Origin of the sequence: Streptomyces sp. NBC_01197 (assembly GCF_036010505.1) — a bacterium.
Taxonomy (GTDB): Bacteria; Actinomycetota; Actinomycetes; order Streptomycetales; family Streptomycetaceae; genus Streptomyces.
In genome coordinates, this window is record NZ_CP108569.1 from 844,734 (window position 1) to 857,851 (window position 13,118).

At 70.0% G+C, this 13,118-nt stretch carries 10 protein-coding genes; all 10 read right to left on the reverse strand.

The genetic code is table 11. The features are described from left to right. Window positions 1-146: 146 nt before the first annotated feature. The 10 genes from OG452_RS03810 to hpnC all read right to left on the reverse strand — a co-directional run bounded on the left by OG452_RS03810 (window position 147) and on the right by hpnC (window position 12,708). Complete coding sequence (locus OG452_RS03810) at window positions 147-713, reverse strand: helix-turn-helix domain-containing protein (protein ID WP_327294177.1); 567 nt, start codon at window positions 711-713, stop codon at window positions 147-149. A 92-nt stretch (window positions 714-805) separates the two neighbouring features. Beyond that, window positions 806-2,203, reverse strand: a complete 1,398-nt coding sequence (locus OG452_RS03815) for an aspartate aminotransferase family protein (protein WP_327294178.1) — start codon at window positions 2,201-2,203, stop codon at window positions 806-808. Next, complete coding sequence (gene dxs, locus OG452_RS03820) at window positions 2,200-4,080, reverse strand: 1-deoxy-D-xylulose-5-phosphate synthase (protein ID WP_327294179.1); 1,881 nt, start codon at window positions 4,078-4,080, stop codon at window positions 2,200-2,202. Before dxs ends, OG452_RS03815 begins: the two co-directional genes overlap by 4 nt. Before the next feature lie 355 nt (window positions 4,081-4,435). After that, the gene (gene hpnH / locus OG452_RS03825) at window positions 4,436-5,458 is read right to left on the reverse strand and encodes an adenosyl-hopene transferase HpnH (RefSeq protein WP_327294180.1); all 1,023 of its coding nucleotides are present in this window, start codon (window positions 5,456-5,458) and stop codon (window positions 4,436-4,438) included. Window positions 5,459-5,463: 5 nt separating this feature from the next. Then, on the reverse strand, window positions 5,464-6,108 hold the full coding sequence (locus tag OG452_RS03830; protein ID WP_327294181.1) for a phosphorylase family protein: 645 nt from the start codon (window positions 6,106-6,108) through the stop codon (window positions 5,464-5,466). Next, window positions 6,108-8,135 carry a squalene--hopene cyclase gene (shc, locus tag OG452_RS03835; RefSeq protein WP_327294182.1) on the reverse strand — a complete coding sequence of 676 codons (2,028 nt, stop codon included), beginning with the start codon at window positions 8,133-8,135 and terminating at the stop codon, window positions 6,108-6,110. Before shc ends, OG452_RS03830 begins: the two co-directional genes overlap by 1 nt. A 101-nt stretch (window positions 8,136-8,236) precedes the next feature. Further along, complete coding sequence (locus tag OG452_RS03840) at window positions 8,237-9,319, reverse strand: polyprenyl synthetase family protein (protein ID WP_327294183.1); 1,083 nt, start codon at window positions 9,317-9,319, stop codon at window positions 8,237-8,239. Beyond that, window positions 9,316-10,704, reverse strand: a complete 1,389-nt coding sequence (hpnE, locus tag OG452_RS03845; RefSeq protein ID WP_327294184.1) for a hydroxysqualene dehydroxylase HpnE — start codon at window positions 10,702-10,704, stop codon at window positions 9,316-9,318. The genes OG452_RS03840 and hpnE overlap by 4 nt, the downstream gene beginning before the upstream one ends. A gap of 127 nt (window positions 10,705-10,831) precedes the next feature. Next, window positions 10,832-11,782, reverse strand: coding sequence for a presqualene diphosphate synthase HpnD (gene hpnD, locus OG452_RS03850; protein WP_405564381.1), 951 nt, complete (start codon window positions 11,780-11,782; stop codon window positions 10,832-10,834). Continuing rightward, entirely contained in the window at window positions 11,779-12,708 is a 930-nt protein-coding gene (hpnC, locus tag OG452_RS03855) for a squalene synthase HpnC (RefSeq protein ID WP_327294186.1), read from the reverse strand. Before hpnC ends, hpnD begins: the two co-directional genes overlap by 4 nt. Window positions 12,709-13,118 lie beyond the last annotated feature (410 nt).

The following is a 13,118-nucleotide window of genomic DNA, read 5'->3' on the forward strand; positions in this document are numbered from 1 at the left end:
CGCGTACGGGACCGAGCTGAATACGGGACCGGCCTCAACACAGGCCAGGATTCAGCACAGTTGGGACTCTGCGCAGTTGGGACTCTGCGCAGTTGGGATTCTGCGCAGTTGGGATTCAGTGCAGCTGGGGGTTCAGCAGCTGGGGTTCAGTGCAGGTCGGGGCTCTGCAGCAGGGTGTGCATGAAGAGCAGTTCGGTCCCGCTCCGGGTCGCCGCGGCGATCCGGTGCGGGGTGAGCGAGTCGAAGTGGGCGCTGTCCCCGGGGTCGAGGTCGTGCGCCGCGTCGCCCAGGGTCAGCCGCAGCTTCCCGCTGAGGACGTAGATCCACTCCTCGCCGGGATGGACCCGGACCAGCTCGCCCTGCGCCCCGTACGGCACCTCCACCCGCAGGGCCTGCATCGCCCGGCCCGGGGAGCCCGCCGTGTGGTACGTCCAGCCGTCGGCCTCGACGGAGCCGAGGCGGTCGCCCCGGATGACGGGGTCCCGCTCGGGGGGCACCTCGCCGAGCAACTCGGAGACCGACGTACCGTAGATACGGGCCAGCGAGAGCAGCATGGGCAGCGACGGCTGGCGTGCTCCGGTCTCCAGCCGGGAGAGGTGCGCCGGGGAGAGACCCGCCCTGCGGGCCGCGGCCTCCAGCGTGAGCCGTCCGCGCCGGCGCAGTTCGCGCAGGCGGGGGGCGACATCGGGAAGATCCTCCGCTGGGGTGCTCATACACCCCATTGGGACAGCAGAATGCCTCAGAGGCAAATTTCTTGCCTCTGAGGCAAAATCCCGCCTGTCCTTCGGCGGCCCGGTCCGGACTCTCAGCGGTTGGCGACCGCCTGCTTCACCAGCGTCCGCCCGAAGTCCCACATGAGTCCGCCACCACCGTGCGCGTCGTCCATGACAGCGGTGAAGGCCCCGACGAAGCGGTCCACCTCCGCCTCACCGATGACCAGCGGCGGGATCAGCTTGATCACTTCCAGATGGTCCCCGGAGACCTGGGTGAGGATGCGGTGCTTCTGGAGCAGCGGCACGACGACCATCTGCGCGAAGAGCCCCTTGCGGGCCGCCTGGAGCATGGTCCACCGGCTGCGGAGCTTCAGCGATGTGGGGCGGCCGAACTCGATGCCGATCATCAGCCCCCGGCCGCGTACGTCGTGCAGCAACTCGTACCGGGGAATCAGCGCGGCCAGCCGTGACTTCAGCAGCTCGCCGGTCGCCCGGGCGTGGGCGACGGTCTCCTCGTCCTCCATCACCGAGAGCACGGCGAGCCCGGCGGCCATCGCCTGGGCGTTGGAGCCGAAGCTCGCCGAGTGGACCAGCACCCGGTCCATGGACGAGTAGACCTTCTTGAAGATCCAGTCCTTGCCCAGTGTCGCGCTCACCGGTACGTACCCGCCGGAGAGCGACTTGGCCACGCAGACCAGGTCCGGTTCGACGCCCTCCTCGTGCTGGTAGGCGTAGAAGTCGCCGGTCCGCCCGAGTCCCGTCTGCACCTCGTCGGCGATCAGCAGCGCCTTGTGCCGGTGCAGCAGCTCCTGGGCCGCCCGCAGGAAGCCGGGCGGGGACTCCAGGACCCCCTTGCCCTGGATGGGCTCGACCACGAAGCCCGCCACGTCCCCGCGCCTCAACTCGCGTTCCAGCGCGGCCAGGTCGCCCATGGTGATGGCCGTGTCGGGCAGCAGCGGCGCGAATCCGTCCCGGAAGCCGTCCTCGCCGTTGACCGAGAGCGAGCCGGTCGTCAGCCCGTGGAAGGCGTGCGAGCAGTACAGGATCCTGGGCTTCCCGGTGGCGTACCTGGCGAACTTCAGCGCCGTCTCGACGGCTTCCGTACCGCTGTTGCCGAAGAACACCCGGTCCAGGTGCGGTGAGTGAACCAGCAGCTTCTCGGCGAGCAGGCCGGGCAGCGGCTGGCAGTCGAAGCGGGTCAGGTCGGCGAGCGAGGCGTCCAGGACGTCGTGCAGCGCCTTGCGGACGACCGGATGGTGCCGGCCGAGCCCCATCACCCCGAAGCCCGCGAGCATGTCGAGGTAGTCGTTGCCGTCAGCGTCCCAGAAGTGGGCGCCCTCGGCGCGCTCATAGACGTTGTCGAAGCCGATGGTGTGCAGCATTCTCGGCAGCTGGTGGTTGAGGTACCGGGTGTGCAGCTCGTAACGCTCGGCACCTCGCTCGGCCAGCAGGGTCGTCAGGTCGAAACCCTTGGGTGCGCCTTCCGTCATTCCGTCTTCTCCTTGGCTTTCAGGGCGGCGCTGATCCGTCCTGCGATCTCGACGGGCGTGAGCCCGATGTCGGCCAGCACTTCGGCACGTTTGGCGTGCGGGAGGAACTGCTCGGGGATTCCGAAGATCCGCAGCGGTACGTCGACCCCGGCGTCCCGCAGCGCCTGGCCGACCGCCGAACCCACGCCGCCGCTGCGGCTGTTGTCCTCGGCGACCGCGACCAGCCGGTGTCCGGCGGCGAGCCCGGGGAGCTCGGCGTCCACGGGTTTGACCCAGCGCGGGTCGACGACCGTGCAGCCGATTCCGTGGCCTTCGAGCAGCTCTGCCGCCCCGAGGCAGACCGGGGCGAGCACCCCGACGGCGACCAGCAGCACCTGGGGGCGGTCGGCCCGGTGCAGTACGTCCATACCGCCGATTCGGCCGACCGCCGGGAGCGGCTCGCCCACCGACTCCTTGGGGAAGCGCAGTACGGTCGGCGCGTCGTCCACGTCGACCGCCTCCCGCAACTGGGCGCGGAGCTGGTCGGCGTCCCGGGGCGCGGCTATCCGCAGTCCCGGTACGGCCTGCAGGACGGACATGTCCCACATGCCGTTGTGCGAGGGCCCGTCGACGCCGGTGACCCCGGCCCGGTCGAGGACGAACGTCACCCCGCACCGGTGCAGGGCCACGTCCATCAGGAGCTGGTCGAGTGCCCGGTTGAGGAAGGTCGCGTACACGGCGACCACCGGGTGCAGACCGCCGGTGGCGAGTCCGGCGGCCGAGACGGCCGCGTGCTGTTCGGCGATCCCGACGTCCCAGACGCGGTCGGGGAAGCGCTCGGCGAACTCGGTGAGGCCGACCGGGTGCAGCATCGCCGCCGTGATGGCGACGACATCGGGCCGCTCGGCGCCGATCGCGGCGATCTCCGCGCCGAACACCGAGGTCCAGGAGGGCCCGCCGGGCGGGGCGAGCGGCGCGCAGGTCAGCGGGTCCATGCCGCTGATGGTGTGGAAGCGGTCCGCCTCGTCCTCCAGCGCAGGCCGGTAACCGCGCCCCTTCTCGGTGAGGCAGTGCACGAGCACCGGCCCGTGGAAGCGCTTGGCCCGGTTGAGTGCCGACTGCACGGCCGCCAGGTCGTGCCCGTCGACCGGGCCGACGTACTTGAGCCCCAGGTCCTCGAACATGCCCTGCGGCGCGAAGGCGTCCTTGAACCCCTTCTTCGCGCCGTGCAGCGACTCGTACAGCGGCTGTCCCACGACGGGTGTCGACCGGAGTACGTCCTTGCCCCAGGCGAGAGCCCGCTCGTAGCCGTCGGTCGTGCGGAGGGTGGCGAAGTGGTTGGCGAGGCCGCCTGTCGTCGGGCCGTACGAGCGGCCGTTGTCGTTCACGACGATGATCAGCGGGCGGTCCCTGGCGGCCGCGATGTTGTTGAGCGCCTCCCAGGCCATGCCGCCGGTGAGCGCGCCGTCGCCGGTCACGGCGATCACATGACCGGTCCTGCCGAGCACCTCGTTGGCCTTGGCGAGGCCGTCGGCCCAGCCCAGCACCGTGGAGGCGTGCGAGTTCTCGATGACGTCGTGGTCGGACTCCTCGCGGGAGGGGTAGCCGGAGAGGCCGCCCTTGCTGCGCAGTTTGGAGAAATCCTGCCGGCCGGTGAGCAGCTTGTGCACATAGCTCTGGTGGCCCGTGTCCCACAGGATGCGGTCGGCGGGTGAGTCGAAGACCCGGTGCAGTGCGATGGCGAGTTCGACCACCCCCAGGTTCGGCCCCAGGTGTCCCCCTGTCCTGGCCACCGCCTGGATCAGGAACTCCCTTATTTCAACGGCCAGTTCACCGAGTTCCGCCTCGGCGAGCGCCTTCAGGTCGTGCGGTCCCCGGATATTCTCCAAGATCGACACGCTCGGGCCCCCTCTCGGATTTCGTTCAGCTCACACATCCGGTGCCGGTCGGTGCCGGACCTATGCCCGGGTCATCGACAGCACCGGGACCGGCGCGTACGCGCCCAAGGTCCTGTCCGGCCGATCTTCGCGGACCAGGCCGCGGCGTCTGTTGCGGTGCCTCGCAAGGCGGAGGATCGCCCCGTACTGGACGTACTGGGGCGATCTGCGCCAACGCCGGGAGGCGCCGCACCAGGCTCGTCGCGGGCCCACGAGGATCGGCCGGACAGGGCCTACGGCCGCCGGCCCGACCTGGACAGGTCGGGCCGGCGGCTCGGGGAGCCCGGGTGCGGCAGGCTCTCCTCCGACCGTCACGTCACCCGCGGTTTCCTGAAACCGTCTCGCGGGCGGCGCGGATGGTCTCCTTGAGGGAGCCCATCGTGGCGAGTACGGCAGTCGGTTCGTAACCGCAGTGCGCCATGCAGTTGGCGCAGCGGTCGTCCTTGCCCCGGCCGTACTTGTCCCAGTCGGTCTTCTCGACCAGCTCCTTGTACGTGGGGACATACCCGTCGTTCATCAGATAGCAGGGACGCTGCCAGCCGAAGAGCGAGTAGTTGGGGATGGCCCACGCGGTGCAGGGGAAGTCCACCTTGCCTTCCAGGAAGTCCAGGAAGAGCGGCGAGTGGTTCAGACGCCAGCGGCTCCTGTTCCCGCCGGCGAAGGACTTCTTGAAGAGCTCCCGGGTCTGCTCGACCCCCAGGAAGTGCTCCTGGTCCGGGGCCTTCTCGTAGGCATAGGCGGGCGAGATCATCATCTCGTCCACCTCCAGATCGTCATTGAGGTAGTTGAGCACCTCGATGATGTTCTGGGGAGTGTCCGTGTTGAAGAACGTGGAGTTGGTCGTGACGCGGAAGCCGCGCCGCTTGGCCTCCTTGATGGCCTCCACGGCCTCGTCGAACACCCCCTCCTTCGCCACCGACTCGTCGTGCCGCTCGCGCAGCCCGTCGATGTGCACGGTGAAAGCGAAGTAGGGCGACGGCGTGAACTTGTCCATCTTCTTGCGCATCAGCATCGCGTTGGTGCAGAGGAAGACATATTTCTTCTTCGCCACCAGCTGGCGCACGATTTCATGGATCTGCGGGTGCATGAGGGGCTCACCACCCGCGATGGAAACCATCGGAGCACCCGATTCAAGGACGGCCCCCACTGCCTGCGCCACCGGCATGCGCTGCTTGAGCACTCCCGCCGGGTGCTGGATCTTCCCGCAGCCCTCACATGCGAGGTTGCACGCGAAGAGCGGCTCCAGCTCGACGATCAACGGGAACTTCTCACGCTTGCGGAGCTTCTGTTCGAAGAGATACGTCCCGACCCTGATGGTCTGACGGAGCGGCATGGCCATCTAGCTCACCTCCTGGGGAGCAGCAAAGAACGGTGCCATTCATAGAAAGCTGGAAGGACGGCACGGAGTACGCGGAAGGCCGATATTCCACCGCGCACCGTCCCAATACGGACGAGTTCATGTTCTGGAGCGTCCACGACCACTCGTACGGCCGCAACCGGGCGGGGCCCGGTCCGTACGGCACTCCAGAGCGTCGCCGCGGATTCCATGTCCACGGCGATCGCCCCTGTGGCACGCAGCTCGGCCCTTTCGTGGCCGCGTACAACATGGTCTGACCCGGTCAGCGGACCGGTGTGCACAGTACGCCCGGGCAGGGCGGCGGCGAGCGCCTTCGCGAGCACCTCGGTGCCCACGCAGGCGGTGGCGCCCCTGCTGTCCCTGGTCTCATCGGCGACGATCACGTCACCCGGATGCATTCCGGGTGCGAGACCGGCGCAGAAGCCGGACGCGAGTACGGCGGTCTCCCGCGAGGGGAGCTCGCCGAGTGTGCGGGTGACGGCGTACGCGGCCGCCTCGGGCCCCATGCCCGTACGGAGTACGGTCACCGGGCCCGGCGCACCGCCGCGGCGGCCGCCCGTGCGCAGGGCGAACCGCTCGATGCCCAGCGCACACGCGATCAGCAGCGGGGCGCTGCCCTGAGCCTCTGCCATCAGCTCCCCTGCCGGGTTCCGGCGAAGGGCTCACCGTGGACGTACCGTCCCAGCGCGGTCAGCGGGAAGACCTGCCGGTAGAGGTTGTAGTTGATCGAGAAGTCCCAGGGGAAGCCGGTACCGGTGAAGTACGGCTCGTCCCAGGCGCCGTCCTGGCGCTGCGTCTCGGTGAGCCAGGTGACACCCCGCTCCACGGCCTTGTTCTCCCGCTCCCCCGCCGCGAGCAGCGCGAGCAGCGCCCAGGCGGTCTGGGAGGGCGTCGAAGCGCCGTGCCCGATCCACTCCTCGTCCTTGTACGAGCGCAGGTCCTCGCCCCAGCCGCCGTCCTCGTTCTGTACGGACTCCAGCCAGGAGACCGCACGGCGGATCGCCGGATGGGAGGCGGGCAGCCCGGCCGCGGTGAGGGCCGGGACCACCGACCCGGTGCCGTAGATGTAGTTGACGCCCCAGCGCCCGAACCAGGCGCCGGTCGCCTCCTGTTCGGCGAGCAGCCACTCGATGCCGCGCCGGGTGCGCGGGTCGTGGGCCTTGCCCTCGACGGCGAGCATCTCCACGACATGGCCGGTGACATCGGCCGACGGCGGGTCGATGACCTCACCGAAGTCGCAGAACGGCAGCCGGTTGGGGAACGGGCTGGTGTTGTCGGCGTCGAAGGCGCCCCAGCCGCCGTCCTTGGACTGCATACCGAGGTTCCAGCGCACACCGCGTGCGATGGCCCCCTCCAGTCGCGCCGGATCCGGCAGCCGGACCCGGCGCAGTGCGAGGGCGACCTCGGCGGTGTCGTCGATGTCCGGGTAGTTGTCGTTGTGGAACTCGAACGCCCAGCCACCGGGGGCGAGTCCGGGGCGGCGCACCGCCCAGTCACCGGGCCGGTCGATCTCCTCGTCAAGCATCCACTCGGCGGCCCTGACGAGCGCCGGGTGGTCGGGGCTCAGGCCCGCGTCGGCCAGCGCGATCGTGGCCAGACAGGTGTCCCACACCGGGGACTGGCAGGCCTCGATCATGCGGGCGCCGTCCTCGCGCCAGATGGCGAACCGGTCCAGCGACTCCAGGCCCGCCCGCAGCACGGGGTGGTCGATGTCGTAGCCGAGCAGATGGAGCGCGATGACCGAGTACACGGCGGGCGGCTGGATGCCGCCCCAGCAGCCGTCGTTCTCCTGCCGCTCGATGATCCACCGGGCCGCCGCGTTCATGGCCACCTTGCGGAGTCTTCGCGGGGCTACCTTGTGGTAGATGTGCAGCGCCTTGTCGAGGTGCTGGAATGCCCCGTCCCAACTGACCAGCGGGGCGGGCCGCTTGGCCGGATTCGGGTCGGCCGGGTCGGTGTGCAGCTCGTCGAGCGGGAAGGGGGCCGGGCGGACCGGGCGCTTCGCGGAGACGACAGTGAGCGGCACGATGGTCTGCCGGGCCCAGCAGCCGAAATCGTAGATGTTCAGCGGGAACCACTTGGGCAGGAAAATCATCTCAGGTGGTAGCTCGGGGAGGTCGTCCCATTTCCACCAGCCGAAGAGAGCGAGCCAGATCCTGGTGAACACCCTGCTCGCGGCCACGCCTCCGTTGGCGCGGATGAAGGCGGACGCCAGCGCCATGTGCGGGGCGTCGGGCTCGTCCCCGGCGAGCCGCAGCGCCACGTACGCCTCGATGGTGGTGGACAGTTCGCCGGGGCCCTCGAAGAACGTGGCCCAGGTGCCGTCCGCGCGCTGCTCGCCCCGGATGAACTGTCCGGCGGCCTTCGTGGTGCGCTCGTCCTGGATTCCCAGGAACTGCCGCAACAGCAGGTCCTCGGCGTCCATGGTCACGTTTGTTTCCAGGTCGCCCTTCCACCAGCCCTGGGCGTCCTGGGCTTCAAGCAGGTATGCGACCGAGCGCTCTGCGGCCCGCTCGGCCGCGTCATGTACCGGATGACCGGCAAGAATCGTTTCGGTAGTTTCGGCAATTTCAGTTGTTGCAGTCGTTTCAGCTGTTCCGGTTGCCGAGGCTGCGCGGGGCTCCATGGCTCCGGGGCTTCCGTCGGTCGTCGCTGTCATGGCTTCCCCTTCGTGCAGTGCTTCCTCTGCTGTGCTGGGGTCTCCGTCGGCCGGTGTCCCGGGGACACCGGCCGGCGACGCGAATTATGTGGCGATGGTGATCATCTCTTCCGTACTACGACGAAGTCGGCGAGCGCGATGAGCTGCGCCCGCACCCTTTCCGGCATGTCGACCCCGGTGAGCGCGTCGATCGCGATCGCGTGCTGCCTGCGGGCCTCCTGTGAGGTCCACTCCCGGCCACCGGCCTCCTCGATCAGAGCCGCCCGTGCGGCGAACTCCTCCTCGGAGAAGGTGTCGAAGTCACTGCTCTTGGCGTCGGCCGCGAGCAGTTCGCCCAGCCGTTCGGACGCCGGTCCGCCGGCCGCGAGTGCCGCGACGACGGGCAGGGACTTCTTGCGCTGGCGCAGATCGCTCCAGGTCTGTTTCCCGGTGGCCTCCGGGTCGCCCCAGATGCCGAGCAGGTCATCGACGGCCTGGAACGCCAGGCCGAGGTGGTAGCCGTACGCCTCCAGCGTGTCGGCCGTGCGGTCGTCGGCGCCGCCGAGCACCGCGCCGATGGAGACGGCGCAGGCGAGCAGGGCGCCCGTCTTGTTGCCCTCCATCTCCAGGCACTCCTCGACGGTGACCCGTTCGCGGTGCTCGTAGGAGATGTCCTGGGCCTGACCATCGATCAGTTTCCTGGTGGCGGTGGTCAGCCGGCGCGTGGCGCGGCCGGCCTCGACGGTGCCGAGCTCCAGCAGGATCTCGTTCGCGAGCGCGAAGAGCGCGTCGCCGACGAGGATCGCCTGGGCGGGGCCGTGCACCTTCCAGACGGTGTCCCGGTGGCGGCGCTGTTCGTCACCGTCCATCAGGTCGTCGTGCAGCAGCGAGAAGTTGTGCACGAGTTCCACCGCGACGGCGCCGGGGATCCCGGCCTCGGCCGCGGCGCCGGCCGCCTCCGCCGACAGCAGTGCGAGCGCTGGACGTACGGCCTTGCCGCCGTCCCCGTCGGCAGGGCGCCCCTGGGCGTCGATCCAGCCGAAATGGTAGGCGGCGACCGTGTCCATGGGCGGTGCGAGCCGGTCAATGGCAGCGCGCAGCACCGGTGAGGACAGGGTCCGTCCGCGCTCCAGGAGCGCGACAATATCGACGGTGTCTGCGGCCGGGGTCACAGGCTCTCCTCTTGTTCCAGTAACAGTGCTCATGCCGCCTCCTGAAGCGGATGGTCGTGGGTACGGCCGAGCGTGGTGAGCACGGCACCGGCGGCGCTGAGACCGCTGCGCACCGCGCCCTCCATGGTCGCGGGCCAGCCAGTGGCGGTCCACGCCCCGGCCAGGCACAGGCCGGGGATGCGAGTGCGGGCACCGGGGCGCAGCCGTCCGACGCCGGGGGCGGGCGCGAAGGTCGCGGTCCGCTCACGGGTGACGAAGAAGTCCCGTACACCGGCCCCGCGCGCCGCGGGCAGCAGGCGCTCCAGCTCCGGGAGGTAGCGCTCCCTGAGAACGGAGACGGGCTGGTCGATGTCGTCGTCGGCGGCGGACTGGGACACCGCGAGGTACTGGCCGCCGCCCTGCAGTCCCGAGGAGTCCGTACGGTCGAAGACCCACTGGACCGGGGTGCCGAGCGCGGCGAAGAAGGGCCTGCGGAGCACCTTGCGGTCGTACACGACATGGACGTTGAGGATCGGTGACGTGCCGATCTCCAGGAGCCTGTCCGGTGCGTCGAGCGCTCCTTCGGGGAGCAGCGCATGGGCCTCGCGCTGCGGTACGGCGAGCACCACGGCGTCGGCCTCCAGCGTCTCGCCGTCCGTCTCCACCCGCCAGCTGCCGTCCGCGGCCCGGAGGGCTCCGGCGACCTTGGCGCGCAGTTCGGTACGCACACCGGCCGCGTCGAGGGCCTTGCGGGCGAGCGTGTCGTGCAGGTCGCCGAGCGGCACCTGGGCCCAGCCGATGTCGGCCGCGCCGGCTTCGGAGAGCAGCCCGGTCTTGAAGACCATCGCGGCGAGACCGAGCGAGGCGTGCGGCGCGGTCGCGTTGAGCGTCGCGACACCCACCAGGTCCCAGAGGGCCTCAATGGTGCGGTCGGACTGCCCTTGCGCGCGCAGCCAGCTCGCGAAGTCCGTGTCGTCCAGGGCGGGATCGGTGAGGTCGAGCCCCTTGAGCGCCAGCGCGGCGCGGCCGACGCTCGCCCGCTCGGCGAGCGAGAGATGGGGGTACGTCGCGAGGCTCCGGGCGAGGTGCAGCGGCACCGGCAGTCCGCTGCGGCGCAGCCGGCCGAGGCGCGGGCCGTTCGCCGGCGCGATGTCGAGCACGGGTACGTCGAGCCGGTCCTGCAGGGGCGCGAGGGCGGTTCCGCCGACCCGGTCGAGGAACCAGCGGTACGCGGTGCAGCAGCGCAGGTACACATGCTGGCCGTTGTCCACGGTCAGCTCGCCGCGCTGGAACGAGAAGGCGAGACCGCCCAGCCGGGGCCGGCCTTCGAGCAGGGTCACGCGTACGCCCGCTTCGGCGAGTTCGAGTGCGGCGGTGATGCCGGCCAGCCCTCCGCCGACCACGACCGCGCGCGTCGGCCGTGCCGCGTCGGCTGTCATACGCCCCCCTTCCAGGACCGGCCGTCCGCGTGAGGACGGCAGATTGTCGAAGTCAGGGACGCGTGATCTTCCCCGGAGGTTGAGTGCCGCTCGGCGGACCGTGGCGGAGCGGGTCTGTCGAGGGGCATCAGGCGCGCCTCCGGGCGCTCTGCCGTGTGATGTTCCGGGTGTCGAGACCGGAGAGACCGCGGACCGCGACGTACGCCTTCTCCCGGCCCGGCAGCGAGACACGGCCGCGCAGGACCGCCTCGGGGTCGCGCTCGATGCGGTCAAGGAGGCGCCGGTAGATGCCTGCCATCGCGGCGACGCACGCCCCGCTGCGGCGGTCGAGGAAGGGCAGCAGCCGGTAGCCCTCGGCGAACAGGGTGCGGGCGCGGCGCACCTCGAAGTGCACAAGACCGGCGAAGTCGGATCCCGCGGGCGGTGTCGCGCTGTGGAAGCCGTCCGAGCAGCCGAACTTGGCGAGGTCATCGGCGGGCAGATAGGTGCGGCCGTTGCCCGCGTCCTCCCGGACGTCCCGGAGGATGTTGGTGAGCTGGAGCGCGAGGCCGAGCGTGTCGGCGTACTGGGACGCCCGGTCGGCGGCGGCCGCACTCGCGGCGTTGCCGAAGATTCCGAGCGAGAGCCGGCCGATGGCGCCCGCGACGCAACGGCAGTAGACCTCCAGGTCGTCCCAGGTCTCATAGGTCTCGCCGCGTACGTCCATCAGTACGCCGTCGATGAGTTCGTCGAGCCCGCCGAGCGGGATCGGGAACCGGCGTGCCGCGTCGGTCAGCGCCACCGCGACCGGGTCCGTGTCGTCCTCCTCCACGGCTCCTTCGCGGATCCGTCCGAGGAGTTCGCGCGTCGACTCCAGCCGCTCCCGCTTGACGTCGGGTGCCAGCTCCCCGTCGCCGATGTCGTCCACGCGTCGCGAGAAGGCGTACAGCGCGGACATGGCCTGCCGCTTGTCGGCGGGCAGCAGCCTGATGCCGTACGCGAAATTACGCGCCTGCTGTCCCGTGACGGCCTCGCAGTACGTGTACGCGGCCACCACGGGCCCCGAAACCGGCGTTTGTCCCTCCACGGTCCGGCTCACCCCTCTCTACGCGTTCCTCGCAAGACGGCTCCCGTTTCGCGCAACAGGCCGAACTTGGTGGCTTTCGGCGGTCCGGGAAGCACGTCGAATCCGGCGGCGGAGACCGCCTGGAGAGCGGCGCTTCCACCTGCCACGAACCCGGCGAGCAGCAGCTTGAGCCTGCCATGGACGCTACCCACCAGCGGGGCGCCTTCATTCAGCAGACCCCGGGCGCGTTCGGCTTCGTAGGCGATGAGCGCGCGCACCGATGCGCCCGCGCTCGGGACCGCCAGATCCGCCTCCTGGACGTGGAACTCCTTCATGTCCTGGGCGGGAAGGTAGATGCGGTCGCGGCCGAGGTCCTCGGCGACGTCCTGGAGGTGCTCGGCGATCTGCAGCGCCGTGCAGATCGCGTCGGACCGCCGGATGCGTTCGGGGCTCGCCGTGTCCGTGATCTGCAGGACGAGACGGCCGACGGGGTTGGCCGAGAGCTCGCAGTACGCGACGAGGTCCTCGTAGGTCTCGTAGCGCCGGACCGTCTGGTCCTGGCGGTTGGCCGCGATCAGCCCGAGGAACGGCTCGGGGGTCAGGGCGCACCGGCGGACGGTCGGCCGGAGTGTGCGCAGGATGGGGTGGCGCGGCTGCTCGGCCGGTCCGGCGGATCCGCCGAAAACACGGTGGAGGTCGGCCTCGAACGCGTCGAGCATCGCGAGGCGGTCGTCGGCGCGCGCGGGGTCGAGCCCCAGCAGCCGGGCCTCGGTCGCGGGGGACGCGAGGTCCCCGTCGCCGATGTCGTCGACGAGCCGGGCGTAGCCGTAGACCGCCATCAGGTCGTCGCGCCACGCGCGCGGCAGGAAGAACGGCGCGACCGCGAAGTTCTCCCCGGACGCCTTGTCGAGTGTGGTGCGCGCATGGCTGTCGGTGCCCGCGTCCCGGACGCCCGTCACCGCATACTGCCAGGCGCGGGAACGGCGGAACCATCGCGGAGCTGGGACACGTCCGTTGCCATTGCCGTCACATCTCCCGTTCTACACTGCTGACTCAATACAACCCATTTCGGACACGCCGCGCAGACCGTCAGGCAAGGCGACGCCGGGCTGGCGACGCGGGGTGATGGCCCCGCTTGCCGTGAATCAGCACCGGTACAGCTTACGTTGTACAACGACTGGCACGTCAGCGGGGTGCAGTGTGCATCACAAGAACACTCCAATCCTCCGCAACCTTCCCCGCAGGCACAGTACTTGACGATCACTTGACTCGCCCGGACCTGTGGACGACGGTCCGTCATTGGCCTGAACACCCTGCTCGACACGGCGTGTCGGGATGTTGGGCCCGGCGGGTGTGACCACCGGGCAGA